At 64.4% G+C, this 21,717-nt stretch carries 16 protein-coding genes and 1 pseudogene; 14 read left to right on the forward strand and 3 right to left on the reverse strand.

What is annotated here, in order from left to right; all coding sequences use genetic code 11:
* Nucleotides 1-33 precede the first annotated feature (33 nt).
* Both ABI582_RS06100 and ABI582_RS06105 read right to left on the reverse strand, forming a co-directional pair.
* Complete coding sequence (locus ABI582_RS06100) at nt 34-1,209, reverse strand: M20 aminoacylase family protein (protein WP_442118654.1); 1,176 nt, start codon at nt 1,207-1,209, stop codon at nt 34-36.
* Nucleotides 1,210-1,389: 180 nt separating this feature from the next.
* On the reverse strand, nt 1,390-2,205 hold the full coding sequence (locus ABI582_RS06105) for an RHS repeat-associated core domain-containing protein (protein ID WP_442118655.1): 816 nt from the start codon (nt 2,203-2,205) through the stop codon (nt 1,390-1,392).
* A 159-nt stretch (nt 2,206-2,364) separates the two neighbouring features.
* On the opposite strand from ABI582_RS06105, the gene ABI582_RS06110 reads away from it, so the two are divergent.
* The 6 genes and pseudogenes from ABI582_RS06110 (at nt 2,365) to ABI582_RS06135 (ending at nt 12,032) form a co-directional block, all read left to right on the forward strand.
* Entirely contained in the window at nt 2,365-4,881 is a 2,517-nt protein-coding gene (locus tag ABI582_RS06110; RefSeq protein ID WP_442118656.1) for an excinuclease ABC subunit A, read from the forward strand.
* 88 nt (nt 4,882-4,969) lie between these two features.
* On the forward strand, nt 4,970-5,479 hold the full coding sequence (locus ABI582_RS06115; protein ID WP_442118657.1) for a sigma-70 family RNA polymerase sigma factor: 510 nt from the start codon (nt 4,970-4,972) through the stop codon (nt 5,477-5,479).
* Nucleotides 5,476-6,440: pseudogene (locus tag ABI582_RS06120) on the forward strand (FecR domain-containing protein). Before ABI582_RS06115 ends, ABI582_RS06120 begins: the two are co-directional and overlap by 4 nt.
* A 213-nt stretch (nt 6,441-6,653) precedes the next feature.
* On the forward strand, nt 6,654-9,071 hold the full coding sequence (locus tag ABI582_RS06125; protein WP_442118658.1) for a TonB-dependent siderophore receptor: 2,418 nt from the start codon (nt 6,654-6,656) through the stop codon (nt 9,069-9,071).
* A 181-nt stretch (nt 9,072-9,252) separates the two neighbouring features.
* Complete coding sequence (locus tag ABI582_RS06130) at nt 9,253-10,902, forward strand: MFS transporter (protein ID WP_442118659.1); 1,650 nt, start codon at nt 9,253-9,255, stop codon at nt 10,900-10,902.
* Complete coding sequence (locus ABI582_RS06135) at nt 10,899-12,032, forward strand: HlyD family secretion protein (protein ID WP_442118660.1); 1,134 nt, start codon at nt 10,899-10,901, stop codon at nt 12,030-12,032. Before ABI582_RS06130 ends, ABI582_RS06135 begins: the two co-directional genes overlap by 4 nt.
* A 16-nt stretch (nt 12,033-12,048) precedes the next feature.
* Here ABI582_RS06135 and ABI582_RS06140 read toward each other — a convergent pair whose 3' ends face one another.
* Entirely contained in the window at nt 12,049-12,924 is an 876-nt protein-coding gene (locus ABI582_RS06140; RefSeq protein ID WP_442118661.1) for an AEC family transporter, read from the reverse strand.
* Between the two features lie 414 nt (nt 12,925-13,338).
* Between ABI582_RS06140 and ABI582_RS06145 the strand changes: the two genes are divergently transcribed.
* The 8 genes from ABI582_RS06145 (at nt 13,339) to ABI582_RS06180 (ending at nt 21,700) form a co-directional block, all read left to right on the forward strand.
* On the forward strand, nt 13,339-14,637 hold the full coding sequence (locus tag ABI582_RS06145; RefSeq protein WP_049276717.1) for an MFS transporter: 1,299 nt from the start codon (nt 13,339-13,341) through the stop codon (nt 14,635-14,637).
* Between the two features lie 165 nt (nt 14,638-14,802).
* Entirely contained in the window at nt 14,803-15,111 is a 309-nt protein-coding gene (locus ABI582_RS06150) for a hypothetical protein (protein ID WP_028613899.1), read from the forward strand.
* 48 nt (nt 15,112-15,159) lie between these two features.
* Nucleotides 15,160-15,711 (forward strand): YbhB/YbcL family Raf kinase inhibitor-like protein, encoded by a 552-nt coding sequence (locus tag ABI582_RS06155; RefSeq protein WP_442118662.1) that lies wholly within the window; start codon nt 15,160-15,162, stop codon nt 15,709-15,711.
* Between the two features lie 554 nt (nt 15,712-16,265).
* On the forward strand, nt 16,266-17,327 hold the full coding sequence (locus tag ABI582_RS06160) for a 3-deoxy-7-phosphoheptulonate synthase (protein WP_442118663.1): 1,062 nt from the start codon (nt 16,266-16,268) through the stop codon (nt 17,325-17,327).
* Between the two features lie 78 nt (nt 17,328-17,405).
* A complete protein-coding gene (locus tag ABI582_RS06165) occupies nt 17,406-17,687 on the forward strand; it encodes a peptidylprolyl isomerase (RefSeq protein WP_003248318.1) in 282 nt (93 codons plus the stop codon).
* Between the two features lie 142 nt (nt 17,688-17,829).
* Nucleotides 17,830-19,629: an extracellular solute-binding protein gene (locus ABI582_RS06170; protein WP_442118664.1), complete on the forward strand. Its 1,800-nt coding sequence runs from the start codon at nt 17,830-17,832 to the stop codon at nt 19,627-19,629.
* Nucleotides 19,626-20,684, forward strand: a complete 1,059-nt coding sequence (locus ABI582_RS06175; protein ID WP_338744098.1) for a microcin C ABC transporter permease YejB — start codon at nt 19,626-19,628, stop codon at nt 20,682-20,684. The genes ABI582_RS06170 and ABI582_RS06175 overlap by 4 nt, the downstream gene beginning before the upstream one ends.
* Nucleotides 20,684-21,700: an ABC transporter permease gene (locus tag ABI582_RS06180; RefSeq protein WP_442118665.1), complete on the forward strand. Its 1,017-nt coding sequence runs from the start codon at nt 20,684-20,686 to the stop codon at nt 21,698-21,700. The genes ABI582_RS06175 and ABI582_RS06180 overlap by 1 nt, the downstream gene beginning before the upstream one ends.
* Nucleotides 21,701-21,717 lie beyond the last annotated feature (17 nt).

Consider the following 21,717-nt stretch of genomic DNA (forward strand, 5'->3'; position numbering starts at 1 on the left):
CGGGTTCCAGCGGCAGTCGTCAAAAAGGAAAGGTCAGGCGGGCGCGAGCCAGCGCTCTGCCAGCGCGCCCCAGTAGGCGGCACCGGTCAGCAGGATGTCGTCGTTGAAGTCGTAGGCCGGGTTATGCACCATCGGGCGCGATACACCATTGCCGATGAACAGGTAGGCGCCCGGGCAGCGTTGCAGCATCCAGGCAAAGTCCTCGCTGCCCATCAGCTTGCGGGTGTTGGCATCCACCGCCTCGGCACCGAGCAACTCCACCCCCACCTGCGTGGCGAAGGCGTTTTCTGCGGCATGGTTGACCAGCACCGGGTAGGCCGGGCGGTGCTCGATGCTGGCACGGCAGCCAAAGCTTTCGGCCTGGCTGACGATAATTGCCCGCACCCGTTCCAGGGTCTGCGCCCGCACCTCGGCGTTCAGCGCACGCAGGCTAAGGCGTAACAGCGCCTGTTGCGGAATCACGTTGGCCGCTTCGCCGGCCTGCAACGCGCCGACGGTGACCACCGCAGCCTCCTGCGCATCGATGTTGCGCGCCACCACGGTTTGCAGCGCCATCACCACACTGGCCGCAGCCACCAGCGGGTCTACGGTCAGGTGCGGCATCGAGCCATGGCCGCCCACCCCGTCGAGGGTCACCGTGAGCAGGTCTTGCGAGGCCATCATCGGCCCCTCGCGAAAACCCAGATGCCCGGCCGGCAGCCCGGGCATGTTGTGCATGCCGAACAGCGCATCGCAGGGGAAGCGTTCCAGCAGGCCGTCGGCCAGCATCGCCTCGGCACCGCCCTGGCCCTCCTCGGCCGGCTGGAAGATCAGCGTCAGCGTGCCGTCGAACCGCCGGGTTGCCGCCAGGTAGCGCGCAGCGCCCAGCAGCATGGTGGTGTGCCCGTCATGGCCGCAGGCGTGCATGCAACCTTGGTGCTGGCTGCTGTAGGCCACGCCCGTTGCTTCGTGGATGGGCAGCGCGTCCATGTCGGCGCGCAAGCCCAGCCGGCGTGTGCTGCTGCCATTGCGCAGCACACCGACCACACCGGTCTTGCCGATGCCGGTGTGCACTTCATAGCCCCACGCCTCAAGCAGCCGGGCGACCAGCGCCGAGGTGCGGCTTTCTTCAAAACCCAGTTCCGGGTGGGCGTGGATATCGTGACGGATTGCATGCAGGTCGCTGGCCACGTCGTTCAGCCAGGCCAGGATGTGCTGATGTCGGGACATGTAGAGTCTCCTCGCGCGGGTGGTTTCCCGTTCTTGTTGTTCGCCTTGAGGTCACGACGGGTAAGGCAGGTCGTGCTTGGCTGACAGATAAGCGCGAGGAGAGATGAAGCACAATCGAATCTGGTTTCACACCGTGGAACCGAAAGCATCGAGGCGACCTGGCACCGTTTGCCAGACTGTTCATCCCCTGCTGGCAGGCAGGCGAACCAATAATACTTTTTCTGGCAACGGCTCGAGGATGGCCGACTCCTGGCCGCGTATTCGATTCCACCCCGTAGCTTCCTTGATGGACTCAATTGCCAACCTACCGAAGGGCAGTCTATTCAACCTGGCTTGATGATAGGTCGACCTCATATCGGTCAACAGCTGCCTGATTTTGCCCACCCCCGCAAGAGACGCAGCCCCTATCCCGGCCCCAGCCACCAGTTCAGCCCCTATTGACTCAAAGGGCGCTGAAAGAGCGAGCGCTGCCCCGGGTGCCTTGATCACGGTACCGGCCAGCCCACCAATAAATATCATCGCATTGTTGGTACGGCTCGAGTCATCAAACTCCTTCGGTATTGGCCGCCCTTCAGCCTTGGCAATCGAACGTTTGACTATTGCTTTGGATGCCTTGTTCAGCGACGAGAGCATCCCCACCGTTCCCCAGACGAGTCCGGTGGCCTGTCCGACTGCACGTGTGGGCGAATGGCCATCGCGGTCGACATGGTTGATGGGATCACCCGTGCAATAGGCGTATGCATTGAGGCCTCCTCGCCCAAACGGGCTGAATGCATCGGGGCTGAGAAAGCGCATTTGCACGGTGTGATAGCAACGTTTGCCATTACCCAGCAGATAACAGTGCGCCACTTGCGCGACAGCCTCGCCGGCAAAGGCCAACAAAGGGCTACCCTGGCTCCCGTGATAACCATAGAGCGTATATGCACGCCGCAGGAGATCATTGCCAATGTGTACTGCAGTTTGTTGGTCAATGGGCGTTAACGATGAAGCATGCATGTTTCCATTCCTGTTAATTGTGATCGCCCATTCACGCTAACCCGATCAACTTGCTTCCATTAACTCTCAGACTTATTAGCCGGAAACATTGCCCACGCACGGCCACTGCAATTGCTGTTACCTTGGGCTCACTGTTCAGCCATAGCCAAGGACTGCGTCATGCCACCACGCCCAACCTCCCCAAGCGGCTTCGTCCGCGTGCGCGGTGCCCGCGAGCACAACCTGAAGAACATCGATGTGGATGTGCCCCGCGATGCCTTGGTGGTATTCACTGGCGTGTCCGGCTCGGGCAAGTCTTCACTGGCCTTTTCCACGCTTTACGCCGAAGCCCAGCGCCGTTACTTCGAGTCGGTGGCGCCCTACGCCCGGCGCCTCATCGACCAGGTTGGCGTGCCAGACGTGGATGCCATCGACGGCTTGCCGCCGGCGGTGGCGCTGCAGCAGCAACGCGGCACGCCCAGCGCACGTTCCTCGGTGGGTAGCGTGACCACCCTGTCCAGCTCGATCCGCATGCTCTACTCGCGCGCGGGCCACTACCCGGCCGGGCAGGCGATGCTGTACGCCGAAGACTTTTCACCGAACACACCCCAGGGTGCCTGCCCGGAGTGCCACGGCCTGGGCCGGGTCTACGAGGTGACCGAAGCAACCATGGTCCCCGACCCGTCGCTGACCATCCGCGAGCGCGCGGTGGCGGCGTGGCCGATGGCCTGGCAGGGGCAGAACCAGCGCGACATCCTGGTGACGCTGGGCTATGACGTCGACATTCCCTGGCGCGACCTGCCCCAGGCGCAGCGCGACTGGATCCTGTTCACCGAGGAGACGCCCACCGCACCGGTGTATGCCGGCCTGACCCCGGCACAGACCCGCGAAGCACTCAAGCGCAAACAGGAGCCCAGCTACCAGGGTACGTTCATGGGCGCTCGGCGATACGTGCTGCATACCTTCATGCACTCGCAGAGCGCGCAAATGCGTAAGCGTGTGGCCCAGTACATGCGCCCCAGCCCCTGCCCGCTGTGCCAGGGCAAGCGCCTGAAGCGCGAGGCACTGGGCGTGACTTTCGCCGGCCTGGACATCGCCGAGCTGTCGCACCTGTCGTTGCAGGCGCTGGCCGAGGTATTGCGCAAGGTGGCGGCAGCGGACTACCTGACCCAAAAACAGGACCCGCTGACGGTAGAAAAGCGCCTGGCTGCCCAACGCATCGCCAACGAGTTGCTCGAACGCATCGATACCCTGCTTGCCCTTGGCCTCGGTTACCTGGCACTTGAGCGCAGCACCCCGACCTTGTCCTTCGGTGAGCTGCAACGCCTGCGCCTGGCCACCCAGCTGAATTCGCAGCTGTTCGGCGTGATCTACGTGCTCGACGAGCCATCGGCCGGCTTGCACCCTGCCGACAGCGAAGCGCTGTTCGAAGCCCTGCAGCGCCTGAAGCACGCTGGCAACTCGGTGTATGTGGTGGAGCACGACCTGGACACCATGCGCCGCGCCGACTGGCTGGTGGATGTAGGGCCAGATGCCGGCGAGCATGGCGGCACCATCCTCTACAGCGGCCCGCCCGCAGGCCTGGCCGAGGTCGAGCCGTCGCGCACTCGCGCCTACCTGTTCAGTGCCCCGGCCCGGTCCACGCGTGAGCCCCGGCAGGCCCGCGACTGGCTGAAGCTTGAGGGCATCACCCGCAACAACCTGCACAACGTCAGCGCCGCCTTCCCGCTTGGCTGCTTTACCGCCGTTACCGGTATTTCTGGCTCGGGCAAGTCCAGCCTGGTCAGCCAGGCCCTGCTGGACATGGTGGGCGCTCACCTGGGCCAAGCCGAGCAACGTAGCGAACCCGAAGAACAAAACCTGGAAGACGAACCTGAACAGGCCAGCAGCGGCCATGTGAGTGCGGGGCTTGGCAGCATAAAGCGCCTGGTGCAGGTCGACCAGAAGCCGATTGGCCGCACGCCGCGCTCCAACCTGGCCACCTACACCGGCCTGTTCGACCATGTGCGCAAGCTGTTCGCCGCCACCGAGCAGGCCAAGGCCCAGGGCTTTGACGCCGGGCGTTTTTCCTTCAACGTCGCCAAGGGCCGTTGCGCCAACTGTGAAGGTGAAGGGTTTGTCAGCGTCGAGCTGCTGTTCATGCCCAGCGTCTATGCGCCGTGCCCGACCTGCCATGGCGCTCGCTACAACCCCGAAACCCTGGCGGTGAGCTGGCAAGGCATGAACATCGCCCAAGTGCTGCAACTGACGGTCGACCAGGCCCTGCAGGTATTTGCCGAACAGCCACCGGCGCGCCGTTGCTTGCAAGTGCTGCAGGATATCGGCCTGGGTTACCTGCGCCTGGGCCAACCGGCCACCGAACTGTCCGGTGGCGAAGCGCAGCGCATCAAGCTGGCTACCGAACTGCAGCGCACGGCCCGTGGGGCAACCCTGTACGTGCTGGATGAGCCCACCAATGGCTTGCACCCGCAAGACATCGACCGGCTGCTGGTGCAGTTGAACCGCCTGGTCGACGGCGGGCACAGCGTGGTGGTGGTCGAGCATGACATGCGCGTGGTGGCGCAAAGCGACTGGGTGATCGATATCGGGCCTGGGGCCGGAGATGCCGGGGGCAAGGTAGTGGTCAGTGGCACGCCGCAGGTGGTGGCCGGGTGTGCCGGCAGCCGCACGGCGACGTTTTTGGCCAAGGCCTTGTAGCGACTGCTCATTGCCAGGTTCCGCAATCGGTGCTTAGAATGCGATCAATTCTTAATTGCACCCCTTTTGCCGGAACCTTGCGCACGCCATGCCGCCCGCCGACCCTAACCTCAACCTGCAGGTCCAGACGCTGTACACCGAGCACCATGGCTGGCTGCAGGGCTGGCTGGGGCGCAAGCTGGGCAATGCCTGCGATGCAGCCGACCTGGCGCACGACACGTTCGTGCGCCTGCTCAGCCGCCAGGGCAATACCTATTTCGGCAGTGAACCCCGGGCCTTGCTTACCCACATCGCCAAGGGCCTGGTGGTCGACCGCTGGCGCCGCCAGGATGTCGAGCGCGCCTATCTGGAAGCCATCGCCCACTTGCCGCAACCCGAGGTGCCCTCGCCGGAAACACGCTGGCTGATCCTGGAAACCCTGTACCGCATCGACGCCATGCTGCGCGACATGCCGGCCCGGGTCCGCCAAGTGTTCCTGCTGTCGCAGCTGGACGGGCTGACCTATGCGCAAATCGCCGAGCAGTTGCAGGTTTCACTGATCACGATCAAGCGCGACATGCGCACGGCCTTCCTTGCCTGCCTGAGCATTGACGGATGACCGCGCGTATCGACCCGTTGATACTTGCGAAGCCGCTGACTGGCTGGTGCACCTGCAATCGGGCACCGCCACCGAGGACGATCAGCGCGCCGTGCAGGCCTGGTGCCAACGCAGCGCCCAGCACGCCCAGGCGTGGCAGCGTGCAGAGGCCATCCTGGGTGATTTCCGCCGGCTGCCCACACCCGTTACCGGTGAAACCCTGCGCCGGCTCAGCCGTAACGGTGCAGTCAGCCGCCGCCAGGCCCTGCATCGCCTGGGGCTGTGGCTGCTGGCAGCACCGGCGGCGTGGTTGGCCTGGCGTGAAGCACCCTGGCAGCAATGGGCCGCCGATGCGCGCACAGCGGTCGGCGAGCAACGCGCGTTGACGCTGGCCGATGGCAGCCACGTGCTGCTCAACACTGACACAGCCATCGATATCACTTTCGACGCCCGACAACGCCGCATCGACCTGCTGGCGGGCGAAATCCTGCTTACCAGCGCCAAGGACCCTGCCACCCCGGCGCGGCCACTGCTGGTGCGTACCCTGCATGGCCAGGCCATTGCACTGGGCACCCGTTTCAGCGTGCACCTCGATGGCCCGTTGACCCGGGTAGCCGTGCTCGAAGGCGCGGTCGAGGCCCGCCCGGTGCACGCCACCAGCGGCCTGCTGCTGCGGGCCGGCGAGCGCAGCGCTTTCGATGCCGACCGGGTACTGCCCGCCGCTGCGCTGGAAACCGGTGACCTGGCCTGGGAGCACGGCATGCTGCTGGCCCGTGACATGCGCCTGGCCGATCTGCTGCAAGCGTTGGCCCGCTATCGCCCCGGCGTGCTGCGCTGCCACCCTGCAGTACGCGAGTTGAAGGTGTCCGGCGCCTTCCCGCTGGCCGACACCGATGCCAGCCTGCGGCTGCTGAGCGACACCCTGCCGGTGACACTCCAGGGCCTGACCCGTTACTGGGTAACCGTAGAACCTCTCGGCTAACGCAGTCCCCTGTAGGAGCGGCCTTGCGCCGCGATGGGCCGCAAAGCGGCCCCGGCAGTCTTGCAAGAAGGCAGAGAACCTGGGACCGCTACGCGCTCCATCGCGACGCAAGGCCGCTCCTACAGGGGCCGAGAATATTTCGTTGATACCTTTTCCTGCGTCGTCCGGTGATGAGTGCAGAACCTTCATTTTCTGCACCTACAGGACCCTCGCATGACGCCCCGCCAGACGTACCGCTTGCCTTTGAAGGCCCTGAGCCTCGCCATCGCCATGGCCGCCCTGGCCCCCACAGCGATGGCCGCCGATGCCACCTCGCGCACCTACCACCTGGCTGCCGGGCCACTGGCCGACGTGCTGGCGCGCTTTGCCGCCAGCGCCGGGGTACCGCTGTCGTTCGACCCGGCGCTGCTCAAGGGCGCACAAAGCCAGGGGTTGGAGGGCAACTACAGCGTGCCGGAAGGCTTCGCCCGCCTGCTGGCCGGCAGTGGCTACAGCCTGATAACCACCGACAGTGGCGGCTACACCCTGGCGCCGACGGTAGACCTGGGCAGTGCTTTGGAACTGGGCGCGACCACCATCAACAGCGACCTGGCTGCCAGCAGCGACACCTGGCAAGGCGGCCAGGTAGCCCGCAGCGCCCGCCTGGGCGTGCTCGGCGACCAGGCAATCAGCGACGTGCCGTTCAGCGTTACCAGCTATACCGCCAAGACCATCGCCGACCAGCAGGCCCGCACTTTGGGTGACGTGTTGCTCAATGACGCGTCGGTGCGCCAATCGGCGGGCTTCGGCAACTTTTCGCAGGTGTTCACCATCCGCGGTTTGCCGCTGAATACCGACGACATAAGCTACAACGGCCTGTACGGGGTGCTGCCGCGCCAGATAGTGACCACCGAGGCGCTAGAGCGGGTCGAGGTATTCAAGGGGTCCAGCGCCTTCCTCAATGGGGTTGCGCCACAGGGCAGTGGCATTGGGGGTGCCATCAACCTGGTGCCCAAGCGCGCCGAAGATACCCCCACCCGGCATGTCACCCTCGACTACGCCACTGGCGACAACGTTGGCGGCCACCTCGACCTGGGCAAGCGATTTGGTGAAGACAACCGTTTCGGCGCTCGCATCAACCTGGCCCAGCATGACGGCGGCACCGGCGTCGACGACGAAGCCCAGCATTCCACCCTGGTTGCCGTGGCCCTTGACTACCGTGGCGAACGGCTACGCCTGTCCACCGACCTGGGTTACCAGAAAGAGCGCATCAACCAGGGCCGGGCGGTGATCTACCCCAACGGCAGCCAAGTGCCCCACGCCCCGTCGGCACGTGACAACTACTCGCAAGACTGGACCTGGTCGCAGCTCGAAGACACCTACGGCATGGTCAACGCCGAGTATGACCTGAACGACAACTGGATGCTGTACGCCGGTGCCGGCGCCAAGCACACCCGCGAAAATGGCGAGTATTCCTCGCTGTACGTCAGCGACGACAACGGCACCGCGCGTGGTGGTTTCCTGTACTCGCCCCACGACGAAGACAACAAGAGCGCCGTTGCCGGGCTGAATGGCCGCTTCGCCACCGGCCCGGTCAGCCACCGCTTCAATTTCGGCCTGTCGGGCATGTGGGGTGAGCAGCGCTCGGCCTATGAAGCACTGGCTGCGGCCAAGCGCTACGACAGCAACCTGTACAACCCGGTGAAAGTGCCGCGCCCGACCGATACCTATTTCGGCAGCGACCTGCACGACCCGCGCATTGTCGGCAAGAACCGCAACAAAAGCGTGGCGCTGTCCAACACCCTGGGCTTTTTCGATGACCGCGTGCTGCTGACCGTGGGCGTGCGCCGCCAGTCGATCAGCGTGGATAGCTGGGCGACCGCCACCGGTGCGCGCAACACGCCGTACGACGAATCCATCACCACCCCGGTGTATGGCCTGGTGATCAAGCCCTGGGAGCATGTGTCGTTCTATGCCAACCGCATCGAGGGCCTGGCCCAGGGCCCGACGGCACCGTCGAGTGTCAGCAATGCCAACGAAGTATTCCCGCCCAAGCGCAGCAAGCAAGTCGAGGCCGGGGTGAAGCTGGACTGGAACAGTTTCGGCGCCACCTTGGGTGTGTACCGCATCGAACAACCAAACAGCGTCACCTACCGCGCACCTGGCGCAACACTGGACACCTTCAGCATGGACGGCGAGCAGGTCAACAAAGGTGTGGAGCTGAACCTGTTCGGTGAACCGGTGGACGGCCTGCGCCTGTTGACCGGTGCCGTGTTCATGCACACCGAGCAGAAGAACACCGCCAATGGCAGCAACGACGGCAACCGTGCTGCTGGCGTGCCGCGCTTCCAGTACAACCTGGGGGCCGACTGGGACGTGCCAGGTATTCAGGGCGCCGCACTCAGCGCCCGGGTATTGCGTACCGGCGGGCAGTATGTGAATGCGGCCAACAGCTTGAGCATCCCGGCCTGGACCCGGGTGGACCTGGGCGGGCGCTACCGCTTCAAGGTCGATGACAAGCAGGTGACGCTGCGCGCCAACCTGGAAAACGTGGCGAACAAGGCGTACTGGGCATCGGCGTCAACCTCGAACAACTACCTGACCCAAGGTACGCCGCGGGTTTTGCGCCTGTCGGCCAGCGTGGATTTCTGAGCCTGGAGGCTGGCGCCTGTTTTAGCCTGCTCCGGCCTCTTCGCGGGTAAACCCGCTCCCACAGGTACGGCGCCAGCCTCAAGGCCAGTGTCAAACCTGTGGGAGCGGGTTCACCCGCGAAGAGGCAGGAACAGGCTGTAACTGTTTTCTTTGCAGTTGCCGCTCAAGTACAGTCTGCCCCATGGACAAATACGCCCCCCGCCAGTGGCTCCCCCACGAAAAACCCAGCCTGCCGGGCTCGCCCTCCACGCCCCTGCATTCGCCAGCCAAACGCCTGGCCTACGGGGTGGTCGGCCTGCTGGTGGCAATCACCGGTGGCCTGGGCAACGCGCTGGTCACCGCCAACCTGGTATTCCTGCAGGGCGCCCTGGGCGCGACTACTGCAGAGATGGCCTGGCTGCCCGCCGCCTACGTCATGACCAACGTGTCCATCAACCTGCTGCTGGTGAAGTTTCGCCAGCAGTTCGGCCTGCGCGCGTTCACCGAAGTGTTCCTGGTGCTGTATGCCTTGGTCACCTTCGCCCACCTGCTGGTCAACGACCTCAATTCGGCCATCGCCGTGCGTGCGGCCCACGGCATGGTCGGCGCAGCGCTCAGCTCGCTGGGGCTGTACTACATGATCCAGGCGTTCCCCGCGCAATGGCGGCTGAAGGCGATGGTGCTGGGCCTGGGCGCCTCGCAACTGGCGCTGCCGCTGGCGCGGATCTTTTCCGAAGACCTGCTGCAGATCGCCGAATGGCGTGGCCTGTACCTGTTCGAACTGGGCCTGGCACTGGCTGCGCTGGGCTGCGTCCTGATGCTCAAGCTGCCGCCCGGTGACCGCTTCAAGACGTTCGAGCCACTGGATTTTCTGACCTTCACTCTGATGGCCAGCGGCACCGCCCTGCTCTGCGCCGCGCTGTCGCTGGGGCGCATCGAATGGTGGCTGGAGGCGCCGTGGATCGGCGTGGCACTGGCGGCATCGATCGCCCTGATCTTCGCTGGCCTGGCCATCGAGCACAACCGGCGCAACCCGTTGCTGATGACCCACTGGCTGGGCAGCGGTGCGATCATTCGCCTGGCACTGTGTGTGGTGCTGATCCGCATGGTCACCTCCGAACAGTCCACCGGTGCGGTCGGTTTCCTGCAGGTGCTGAACATGGGCAGCGAGCAGATGCGCACGCTGTACTGGATCATGCTGCTGGGGGCGGTGGCGGGCCTGGCCAGCAGTGCCCTGACCATCAACCCCAACCATTTGGTAATCCCGCTGTTCGTCTCGCTACTGGCCATGGCCACAGGCGCGTTCATGGACAGCAGCTCGAGCAACCTCACACGCCCGGCACAGATGTACTTCAGCCAGTTCCTGCTGGCGTTTGGCAGCACCTTTTTTCTCGGCCCTTCGATGGCCCTGGGCATCAGCCATGTGCGCGCCAACCCGCGCAACCTGGTGAGCTTTTCGGTACTGTTCGGCATCTGCAACAACCTCGGCGGCCTGATTGGCGCGGCACTGCTGGGCACCTTCCAGACCTGGCGCGAGAAATTCCACTCCAGCCACCTGATGGACCGCCTCAGCTTCCTGGAACCGTTGGTTACCGCTCGCGTACAAAGCGGCGGCGCCGGCTACGGTGGCATCTTTGCCGACCCGGCCCTGCGCAACGAGGCCGGCATGCGTGTGCTGGCCAATGCCGCCACCCGTGAAGCAAATGTCATGGCCTACAACGATGTATTCGTGCTGATTGGCAGCATCGCTATCCTGACCATGATCTGGATCTGCATCCGTAGCACCTGGCTCTGGTACGCAAGACGCCAGACCACCTCCACCGACTCCACCCCCGGCGCGCCCACCCGATGACCGACGACACCCGCACCACGACCACCACCGCCATCGCCGAAACCCCGGAAGGCACCACACCGCCCAGCGAGCCGGCCAGCCCGGGGCGCTCGCGGCGGGTGCGCATCCTGTCAACGATCAGCTTCGCCTGCGTGGCCCTGGCCGGCATCCTGCTGGTGCTGTATGCCTGGCGCCTGCCGCCATTCGGCAGCGCCATCGAGAGTACCGAAAATGCCCTGGTCCGCGGCCAGGTGACCATCATCGGCCCGCAACTCAGTGGCTACATCGTCGACGTGCCGGTGCATGACTTCCAGTTCGTCAAGGCCGGCGACCTGCTGGTTCAACTGGACGACCGCATCTACAAGCAGCGCCTGGCCCAGGCCATCGCCCAGCTGCAGCAACAGCAGGCGGCCCTGGCCAACAACCTGCAGCAGCGTAAAAGCGGCGAAGCCACCATTGCCCAGCGTCAGGCAGCCATTGGCGATGCCATGGCCCAGGCAGCCAAGGCCAAAGCCGACCTTGGCCGCAACCAGGCGCTGGTCAATGACGGCTCTGTGTCACGCCGTGAACTGGACCTGGCCCGTGCCAGTGAAGCCGCTGCCGTCGCCAGCCTGGCCCAAGCCAGAGCGGCGCTGGAAATCGCCCGCCAGGACCGGGAAACGGTGGTGGTCAACCGGGCCGCGCTGCAGGCCTCGGTGGAGAATGCCAAGGCGGCTGTGGAACTGGCGCGCATCGACCTCGACAACACCCGGGTCACCGCCCCGCGCGACGGCCAGCTGGGGCAGATCGGTACACGCCTGGGGGCTTATGTGAATTCCGGCGCGCAATTGATGGCGCTGGTGCCCGACACCTTGTGGGTGATCGCCAACATGAAGGAAACCCAAATGGCCAATGTACGCATCGGCCAACCGGTGAGCTTCACCGTGGATGCGCTCAACCACCTGAAGCTCCAGGGGCATGTACAACAGATTTCGCCAGCAACCGGCTCGGAGTTCGCCTTGCTGCAAGCGGACAATGCCACCGGCAACTTCGTCAAGATTGCCCAGCGGATTCCGGTGCGCATTACCGTGGATGCCGACCAACCAGATGCCAAACACCTGCGGCCGGGGATGTCAGTGGTGGTCAGTATCGATACCCGTAACCAGGATTGATGTGCTTGCTGCCGACCTACATCCACCAGGCCAGCACCACCGGCAGCCAGGCGAACGAAAGCACCGTGGAACACATCACCAGATTCGCCACCTGCTCTGGTTCACGGTTGGTTCGCACCGCCATCAGGTAGTTGAACACGGCCACCGGCATCGCCGATTGCACCACCAGCACCGCTCGCTCAAGATTGCCCATGCCCAGCGCCGCCCCCACTGCCCAGCCCATCGCAGCCCCCAGGCCAATGCGCAAACCGCCCAGCAACAGGCCGCTGCCCACGTGGCGCAGGCGAATGCTGGCCAGCGATACCCCCAAGGTCAGCAGCATCAGCGGGATGGTCATGCCGCCCAGCAGGTCTGCGGTGTTGGCCAGCCAGCGCGGCAGTTCGAAATCGAGAAAGATGATGGGCATGGCGCCCGCCAGGCTGATGACGATCGGGTTGCGCAGCAGCGCCTTGAGCGAAGCTGCCGTGCCGGAAATGGCCATGCCGATGGTGAATTGCACGATCGACAGGGTCAGGAAAAACGCCACGGCCAGTGCCAGGCCGTGCTCACCGAAGGCGTACAGGCTGATCGGCAGGCCCATGTTGCCGGTGTTGGGGAACATGAACGCCGGCAGCAGTACTCGCCAATGCATGCCAGAAGCGCGACACACCAGCAACGCGGCCAGGGCCATGCCCAGGGTGCACAGCAGGCAAGCCACAGCCATGCTGGTGAAGGCATCCGGGTTCAGCTCGGTGCGGCTGAGGGTGGATAGCACCAGCGACGGGGTTCCGACAGTCATCACAACCCGGGCGATGAAGTCGGTTGGGTAGTCCAGGCCTTTGCGGGCCCAGGCATAGCCGATGCCGGCGACGATGAAAACCGGGGCCAGGACTGCGAACAGCGACGCGAACATGATGGGCCTTCCTTGGTGTGGGTTCAGCATTATGCAGCAGTCCATGAGAGGGCCGGGGCTGCTTTGCGGCCCCAAGATGTCTGCCCAAGACACTTTCATGTCGCCCTTGGACTGCGGCGTCTCGTCGCATACCCATGCCCCTTGGGCAAAAGCTTCCAAGCCCGTAGAATCCCGCTTCCTTTTCGCCCGTCGCCTTGAACGGTGGCAACCCGCAGCAATGACAGAGTCCGTGCCTGAACACATGAACGCACATGTGAAATAGGCTCAACCCTCCCCGCCCGGCCCATTCCCAAAGGGGCCAGCGGTTGAGTCTTGCCCAGGTCGCATCCGTGTCGCCACTCGCCCCCTTGTCGGGTCGAGCCGGTGTGCGCGTCCGAGAAGGCGCTCATTCCGCTCATCCAACTAGAGGTTCGTATGTCTCCGCGTTTGCTGGCCATGGCGCTGGCGCCCCTGCTCGGGCTGTTCATCATTGCCCTGGGCAACGGCTTCATGTCTTCGCTGACCACCCTGCGCCTGGGCGCTGCCGGTGAATCGGCCACCACCATCGGTGTCGTCTCGTCGACCTACTTCATCGGCCTGACCCTGGGCGCCATCTTCAACGACCGGCTGATCTTGCGCATCGGCCATATCCGCGCCTATACAAGTTTTGCTTCACTGATCGCCGCGACCATTCTGCTGCAGGGGCTGTTTTACGACGTCACCTGGTGGTCGGTGCTGCGCCTGATCAACGGCTGGGCAGCAGTCGGCGTATTCCTGGTGATCGAAAGCTGGCTGCTGCTGGCCGGCGACGCGAAAATCCGCGGCCGCCTGCTGGCGCTGTACATGATTGCCTTCTACGGCGCCGGGGTGATTGCCCAGGCAGGCCTGGGCGAAATCACCCAGCTTGGCGACACCGCACCCTTCATGCTGGCTGGCGTGCTGGCTGCCCTGTCGGTGCTGCCTATTGTGATCCTGCCGCGGGTATCGCCCCTGCTGGACCAGGTCGAACCCCTCAAACCCCGCCAATTGCTGGGTGTGGCGCCGTCTGGCCTGGTTGGCTGCTTCGGTTCGGGCGTGGCGATTGCCGGCATCTATGCCCTGCTGCCGTTGTACCTGCAGCGCATCGGCCTGGCGGTGGGCGAGGTCGGCAACATGATGGCCTGGGTGATCCTCGGTGCCATGCTGCTGCAATACCCGGTGGGCCGCTGGTCCGACCGCAAGGACCGCCAGGACGTCTTGATCGCCCTGGCCGCGCTGTGCGTGGTGCTTTCGCTGATCACGGTGTTCCTGCCGTCGGACTCTTTCCTGCTACCGGCCATGCTGTTCCTGCTGGGTGGTGGCGTGTTCACGCTGTACCCGGTGGCAGTCAGCCACGCGGCCGACCGGGCGCCTTCCGATGCGCTGGTACCGATGATTCAAGGCTTGCTGCTGATCAACTCGCTGGGTTCGGCCATGGCGCCGGTGGCGATTTCGCCGATGATGACCGAGTTTGGCGAGGCCGGTTTGTTCTGGGCTTTTGCCGTGGTCAACCTGGCCATGGTGTGCTTCTTCATGTGGCGCCGTGGCAAGCGCCCGGCCGCTGAGCACCCGGCACCGTTCACCGCTTCGACCACCTTCTCGCCAACCGGTGCCGAGCTGCGGGTGACCGAAGACCTGATGCATGCGGCGCAGGAGCATCCGCCGCTGGAGCCGGTCGAAAACCCGGCGCCAGCACAGCGCTCGGAATCTCATTGATTCCAGGGCCGCTCTCACAGGAAATCGCATTTCCTTGTGGGAGCGGCCCTGCGTCGCGATTGGGCTGCAAAGCAGCCCCGGAAATGACCACCCGTCGCCCAGAAGGCACCCCGCCACCCGTCGCCAGCCAAACGAATGACAGATCATCCGCAAAGGAGCATTCCCATGATCCGCATTCGCCCGCTTTCCCTGTGCCTGGCGCTGGCCTTGACCAGCCTCACCGGCACCACCTTCGCCGCCACCGACACCAACACCGACAGCCGTCCGCAAACCGACCAGTCTGGCGGCAAGACCGCCGGTGACGACAGCAGCGTCAACAGCCCCGGCAGTGGCCAGGACAACGACAGCAGCGACACCGGCAGCAACAGCGATGCCGCCGACGGGGCCAGTGGCGGTTCCAACAGCACGGGCGAGGCGACCGGCTCTGGGGCCGGGCACACCGGCGGCACCGCCGAGGACCAGGACAGCCACTAAGGCTCGCCTCGGCTACACTGCGCCCCAAAGCCCTGCCAAGGATTCGTCATGAACGTCAAACCGTGGCTGCTCGCCGCCCTGCTGCCTTGCACGGCGTTGGCCAACAGCAGTAACCAAGGGGCGCTGTCGATCAGTTCCTCGTCGTTCACCGATGGTGGGGTGATCGCCCTGCAGCAGGTCGGGCCGGACCCGGCCTGCGGCGCCGGTGAAGAGCGCACCCCGCAATTGAGCTGGGAAAACCTGCCCGCAGGTACCCGGTCGCTCGCGCTGATCATGTTCGATCCGGACGGCGGCAAGGGTATCGGCGTGGTGCACTGGGTCGCCTACAACATCGACCCGGAACACGATGGGCTCAAGGAAGGCACGGCGGGGCTCAGTGGGCAATACGTGACAGTGGGGCGCAATTCGCGGGGCACCCTCAGCTACCGGGGCCCCTGCCCACCCGCTGGTGACAACCCGCACCATTACGCACTGACCCTGATCGCCACCGACCTGCCGTTGGGCACCTTGCCAGAAGGCCTGGACCGCAACGGCCTGTTGCAGTTGCTACAAGGCCACGCGTTGGGGGCGCAGAGCCTGGTTGGTCGTTATGGCCATTGAACCAATCAGTACAAAACCAAATGATCGGCCCCATAGCATTTATCCATTGAATGGCCCGGTAAAACTGAAGTAAGCTCGGGCTCATTCACTGGAGAGCACCATGCCAAAACACATCCGCAACCACGCCAACCACACCGGTCGCAACCTGCGCCCTGTGCTGGCCGTTGTCGGCTGCGTGGCACCTGCCAGCTATTACTTTGGGTATTGGTTTAGCCACTAGGCGCCGATACCCACACGGCGCCCACCTTCGAGGGGCCGCCGAACATGAGAATACTCAAACCCCCGGTCGGCTCCCCGACCGGGGGTTTTGCTTTTCAGGCCTTTGAACAACACCGATTCATATTGAGGACAGATTCATGAACTACGCCACTTATTACTACGCAAACACCTATGCCTGGCGATTTAGCCAATCCCGCTCGGGCCAGCCTGCCGCCTCCGATCGGTCTTCTACAGGTGGCAATGCAGCAGCCAATCCGAATTCAACGATCTGTCGAACACCTCGATAGGGCCGACCACGCGGGCCTGAACCCGCCGTCCGCCCAGGGAAAAACGCCATGCAAGCTTCCAACCTCGCCCTGCCCCTGACCCAGCCGCAAGCAGCCAACACCACCGTCAGCAAGCGCCTGCCCAGCCCGCACCTGCTCAAGCAGCAGATGCCGCTGTCCAGTGAACTGGCCCAGCAAGTTCAGGCCCACCGCCAAGCCATCCGCAACATCCTCGAAGGCCGCGACGAGCGCCTGCTGGTCATCGTCGGCCCATGCTCGATCCACGACCCACGCTCGGCCCTGGAATACGCCGACCGCCTGGCCGCCCTCAGCCGCGAAGTGGATGACAAGCTGCTGCTGGTGATGCGCGCCTACGTCGAAAAACCGCGTACTACCGTGGGCTGGAAAGGCCTGGCCTACGACCCGCGCCTTGATGGCAGCGACGACATGCACTCGGGTATCGCACTGTCCCGCGGGCTGATGCTGAGCATGATCGAGCGCGGCCTGCCGGTTGCCACCGAGCTGCTGCAACCGATGGCAGCCGGCTACTTCGACGACCTGCTGGCCTGGGCCGCGATTGGCGCACGCACCACCGAATCGCAGATTCACCGCGAAATGGTCAGTGGCCTGGAGCTGCCGGTGGGTTTCAAGAACGGCACCGACGGCGGCATCGCCATTGCCAGCGACGCCATGCGCAGCGCTGCCCACCCGCACCGCCACTTCGGCATGGATGCGCAGGGCCACCCGGCAATCATCGAAACCCTGGGCAACCCCGATACACACCTGGTACTGCGTGGTGGCCACAAGGGCCCCAACTACGATGCCAACAGCATCGCCATGGCCCGCCAGGCCCTGGCCAAGGTGGGGTTGCAGGCGCGGATCATGGTCGATTGCAGCCACGCCAACAGCGGCAAGGACCCGGCACGCCAGCCAGCGGTGTTCAACGAAGTGCTGGAACAACGCCTGGCCGGTGACGGCTCGATCGTTGGCGTAATGATCGAGGGGCACCTGTTCGATGGCTGCCAAGCGCTGGGCAAGGGAGCACTGAAGTACGGCGTGTCGATCACCGACGGCTGCCTGGGCTGGGCCTCGACTGAAACCCTGTTGCGTGAGGCGGCACAAAAACTGTAAGCCGAGGTTGCGAGCCTGGCGAGACATACCCCAAGCAAGTGCGCTAGGCTTGCCTTTTTACCCCAAGGAGCAGTACCCATGGCCCGTGCAACCGCCCGCCACATTCTGGTCAGCAGCGAAGACAAGTGCAACGAACTGAAAGCCCAGATCGAAGCAGGCGCCGACTTCGCCGAAATCGCCAAAGCCAACTCCACCTGCCCATCCAGCCGTCAGGGCGGTGACCTGGGCTCGTTCGGCCCAGGCCAGATGGTCAAGGAATTCGACACCGTGGTGTTCAGCGCCCCGGTCAACACTGTACAAGGCCCGGTGAAGACCCAGTTCGGCTACCACCTGCTGGAAGTGACCAGCCGCCAGGACTGATTCACCTCTCCCGGTGATCAGACCCCCTGTGGGAGCGGGTTTACCCGCGAAGAGGCCAGACCAGACAACCTCGTTGCCTGCTCCGACGCATTCGCGGGTAAACCCGCTCCCACAAGTATTGTGGGGGCTTGTATTTTCGTGCATGGGCTTTACGGTCCAGGCCGCTCCCAGCCACGCCCTCACCGTCTACGACGAAGCCCCCCGCTACAACCCCAGTTTCCAGCACTTCGACTACGTAAACCCCGACGCCCCCAAGGGCGGCATCCTGCGCCGCTCGGCCATCGAGATCGGCCAGTTCGACCATATCCTGCCGTATATCGACAAGGGCATCGGCGTCAGCGAGGTCGACGGCCTGCTATACGCGCCACTGGCGGTTCGCTCGTTCGATGAACCCTATACCGTCTATGGCCTGATCGCCCGAAACATGGAGCGTGGCCCGGACGATGCCTGGCTGCGTTTCGAGATAGACCCGCGTGCCACCTTCGCCGATGGCAAACCGGTGCGCGCCGAGGACGTACGGTTTACCTTCGAGCTGTTGATGAGCAAGGGCAGCCTTAAATACCGTACCCAGTTCGCCGACGTGACCGGCGTCACCGTGGAAGGCCCGCAGCACGTGCGCTTCGACTTCAAGCCCGACCACGGCCGCACCCTGGCGCTGGACCTCGCCAGCCTGCCGGTGCTGCCCGAACATGACTGGCAGCAGCGCGACTTCGCCAATGGTGCCGGCTTCAACAAGCCGGTCGGCAGCGGGCCGTACCGCATCGGGCGCATCGACAACGGCCGCAGCATCACCTTCCAACGCGACCCGACCTGGTGGGCGCGCAACCTGCCGGCCAGCCGTGGCCGCTACAATTTCGACCAGCTGCGCATCGAGTACTTCGGCGACACCGAAGTGGCGCGGCAGGTGCTCAAAGGCGGTGGCTACGACTATAACCGCGAGTTCTCCGCCACCGCCTACACCCTGGGCTACAACGGCGCGCAACTGGACGACGGCCGCCTGCAACGCGCCCACCTGGGCCCGGCTAAACCGCAGGTTGCCCAGGGTTTCGTGTTCAACCTCGACCAGCCGCAGTTCAAGGACCGCCGCGTGCGCCAGGCGCTGGGCATGCTGTGGGACTACGAGTGGAGCAACCGGCAGATGATGCGCAACCTGTACATCCGCCAGCAGAGCGTGTTCTCCAACACGCCGCTGGCAGCCCGCCAGCTGCCGGATGCCGGCGAACTCAAGCTGCTCGATCCGCTGCGTGGCAAAGTACCGGACGAAGTCTTCACCACCGTGTTTACCGCACCGGTCACCGATGGTTCGGGGATTATTCGCAGGCAGCAGTTGCAGGCCCTGGCGCTGCTTGAACAAGCCGGTTGGCACCCCGAAGGTGACCGCCTGGTGAACAGCCAGGGCACGCCGCTGGCCTTCACCTTCCTCAACGGCCAGTCCGGCCTGGAGCGCCTGCTGCTGCCGTGGAAACGCAACCTGGCACAGATCGGCGTCACCTTGAACATTCGCAATGTCGATTCAGCCCAGTACGTCAACCGGCTGATGGCACGCGACTACGACATGATCGTCACCGGCTACCCGGTCAGCCTGTCGCCCGGCGCCGAGCTGTACAACTATTTTGGCTCGGCAGCCGCCCACGACCCCGGCTCGAACAACCTGATGGTGTTGCAGGACCCGGCCGTGGACCAACTGATCGACGGCCTGGTGCGCGCCGACACCCAGGCCGACATGCTGCACCACGCCCATGCCCTGGACCGGGTGCTGCAATGGAACTACTACTGGATCCCCAACTACTATCCGCCGGGCAGCTCCACCGCCTGGTGGAACCGTTTCGGCCTGCCCAAAGTCCAGGCCGCCTATGACGAAGGCCTGGACACCTGGTGGGAGGTAAGCCCCACCCCTCTGACCAACGCGCAAATGGCCGAACGCCGGAAGGCCTCGCCATGACCACCTACATCCTGCGCCGCCTGTTGTTGATCATCCCGACGCTGCTGGCGATCCTGCTGGTGAATTTCGCCATCGTCCAGGCCGCCCCGGGTGGCCCGGTGGAGCAGGCCGTGGCGCGGCTGCAAGGCCTGGGTGGCGGCGCACCCGGCGCCCGGGCCGAGGTCGTTCACAACGAGTCGCGGGCTACCCGCGGCCTGGACCCGAAACTGATCGAAGAGATCAAGCGCCAGTACGGCTTTGACAAGTCCGCCCCCGAACGCCTGTGGTTGATGCTCGGCCAGTATGCCCGCCTGGACTTTGGCAGCAGCTTCTTCCGTGGTGCCAAAGTCACCGACCTGATCCTCGACAAGTTACCGGTCACCCTGTCGCTGGGCTTCTGGGCCACGCTGATCACCTACCTGGTATCGATCCCCCTGGGCATCCGCAAGGCGGTGCGCCACGGCAGCCGTTTCGATGCCTGGAGCAGCGCACTGATCGTGATCGGCTACGCCCTGCCCTCGTTCCTGTTCGCCTTGCTGCTGATCGTGCTGTTCGCCGGCGGCACCTCGCTCAACTGGTTCCCGGTACGCGGGCTGGTCTCGGAAAACTTCGACGAACTCAGCCTGCTGGGCAAGGTGGCCGACTACTTCTGGCACCTGGTGCTGCCGGTCGGGGCCTTGGTGATCGGCGGTTTCGCCACCCTTACGTTGCTGACCAAGAACGCCTTCCTCGACGAGATCTCCCGCCAGTACGTGGTCACCGCCCGCGCCAAAGGCCTGAGCGAGCGCCGTGTGCTGTACGGCCATGTGCTGCGCAATGCCATGCTGCTGGTGGTGGCCGGGTTACCGCAGGCACTGATCACGGTGTTCTTCGCCGGGTCGTTGCTGATCGAGGTGATCTTCTCGCTCGATGGCCTCGGCCGCCTGAGTTACGAGGCCGCCGTGTCGCGAGATTACCCCGTGGTGTTCGGCACCCTGTTCATCTTCACCCTGGCAGGCCTGTTGATCCGCCTGATCGGTGACCTGTCGTACACCCTGCTCGACCCGCGTATCGACTTCGACACGAGGGCGCACTGATGCTTTCACCCGTTTCGCGCCGCCGCTTGCAACGCTTTCGACGCAACCGCCTCGGCTGGGTCTCCCTGTGGCTGTTCGCCGGCCTTTTGCTGTTGTGCCTGTGCGCTGAGCTGGTGGCCAACGACAAGCCGCTGCTTCTAAGTTACAAGGGCGACCTGTATGTGCCGGCGCTCAAGCGCTACACCGAACAGGAATTCGGCGGCCAGTTGCCGTTCCAGCCCGACTATCGCAGTGCCTATGTCCGTCAACTGATAGCCGACCAGGGCGGCTGGATGCTGTTCGCGCCCATCCCGTTCAGCGCCGACACCCCCAACTACGACCTGCTGGTACCCACCCCCAGCCCGCCCAGTGCGAGCAACTGGCTAGGCACCGACGACCAGGGCCGCGATGTGCTGGCCCGGGTGCTGTATGGCACGCGGGTATCGCTGCTGTTTGCCTTTGCACTGACCGTGGTCAGCGTGTTTATCGGTGTGGTGGCCGGCGCGTTGCAGGGCTACCATGGCGGCTGGGTCGACCTGCTTGGCCAACGCCTGCTGGAGGTGTGGTCGGGGTTGCCGGTGCTCTACCTGCTGATCATTCTCAGCGGTTTTGTCGAGCCGGATTTCTGGTGGCTGCTGGGCATCATGGCGCTGTTCTCCTGGCTTACCCTGGTCGATGTGGTGCGCGCCGAGTTCCTGCGTGGGCGCAACCTGGAGTACGTGAAAGCCGCACGCGCGCTGGGGCTGCCGGACAGCCAGGTGATGCTGCGGCATATCTTGCCCAATGCCATGAACGCCACGCTGACCTATGTACCGTTCATGCTGACCGGGGCGATCACCACCCTGACTGCACTGGATTTTCTCGGTTTCGGCATGCCGGCAGGCAGCGCCTCGCTGGGTGAGCTGGTGACCCAGGGCAAGCAACATCTGGAAGCGCCGTGGCTGGGCTTTACAGCGTTTTTTGCGCTGGCGGTGATCTTGTCGTTGCTGGTGTTTATCGGCGATGCCTTGCGCGAAGCCTTCGACCCCAGAGGATGAGTTATCAGGCCCGTCCT

Source organism: Pseudomonas sp. SAS7 (assembly GCF_052112345.1).
Classification (GTDB): Bacteria; Pseudomonadota; Gammaproteobacteria; order Pseudomonadales; family Pseudomonadaceae; genus Aquipseudomonas; species Aquipseudomonas putida_Q.

What these genes read in the sequence shown, in the direction of transcription:
- ABI582_RS06125 (WP_442118658.1), top strand. Translation starts at nt 6,654, where the DNA reads ATGACGCCCCGCCAGACGTACCGCTTGCCTTTGAAGGCCCTGAGCCTC.
- ABI582_RS06170 (WP_442118664.1), top strand. Translation starts at nt 17,830, where the DNA reads ATGGGCTTTACGGTCCAGGCCGCTCCCAGCCACGCCCTCACCGTCTAC.
- ABI582_RS06175 (WP_338744098.1), top strand. Translation starts at nt 19,626, where the DNA reads ATGACCACCTACATCCTGCGCCGCCTGTTGTTGATCATCCCGACGCTG.
- ABI582_RS06130 (WP_442118659.1), top strand. Translation starts at nt 9,253, where the DNA reads ATGGACAAATACGCCCCCCGCCAGTGGCTCCCCCACGAAAAACCCAGC.
- ABI582_RS06160 (WP_442118663.1), top strand. Translation starts at nt 16,266, where the DNA reads ATGCAAGCTTCCAACCTCGCCCTGCCCCTGACCCAGCCGCAAGCAGCC.
- ABI582_RS06155 (WP_442118662.1), top strand. Translation starts at nt 15,160, where the DNA reads ATGAACGTCAAACCGTGGCTGCTCGCCGCCCTGCTGCCTTGCACGGCG.
- ABI582_RS06145 (WP_049276717.1), top strand. Translation starts at nt 13,339, where the DNA reads ATGTCTCCGCGTTTGCTGGCCATGGCGCTGGCGCCCCTGCTCGGGCTG.
- ABI582_RS06150 (WP_028613899.1), top strand. Translation starts at nt 14,803, where the DNA reads ATGATCCGCATTCGCCCGCTTTCCCTGTGCCTGGCGCTGGCCTTGACC.
- ABI582_RS06110 (WP_442118656.1), top strand. Translation starts at nt 2,365, where the DNA reads ATGCCACCACGCCCAACCTCCCCAAGCGGCTTCGTCCGCGTGCGCGGT.
- ABI582_RS06100 (WP_442118654.1), bottom strand. Translation starts at nt 1,209, where the DNA reads ATGTCCCGACATCAGCACATCCTGGCCTGGCTGAACGACGTGGCCAGC.
- ABI582_RS06140 (WP_442118661.1), bottom strand. Translation starts at nt 12,924, where the DNA reads ATGTTCGCGTCGCTGTTCGCAGTCCTGGCCCCGGTTTTCATCGTCGCC.
- ABI582_RS06115 (WP_442118657.1), top strand. Translation starts at nt 4,970, where the DNA reads ATGCCGCCCGCCGACCCTAACCTCAACCTGCAGGTCCAGACGCTGTAC.
- ABI582_RS06180 (WP_442118665.1), top strand. Translation starts at nt 20,684, where the DNA reads ATGCTTTCACCCGTTTCGCGCCGCCGCTTGCAACGCTTTCGACGCAAC.
- ABI582_RS06105 (WP_442118655.1), bottom strand. Translation starts at nt 2,205, where the DNA reads ATGCATGCTTCATCGTTAACGCCCATTGACCAACAAACTGCAGTACAC.
- ABI582_RS06165 (WP_003248318.1), top strand. Translation starts at nt 17,406, where the DNA reads ATGGCCCGTGCAACCGCCCGCCACATTCTGGTCAGCAGCGAAGACAAG.
- ABI582_RS06135 (WP_442118660.1), top strand. Translation starts at nt 10,899, where the DNA reads ATGACCGACGACACCCGCACCACGACCACCACCGCCATCGCCGAAACC.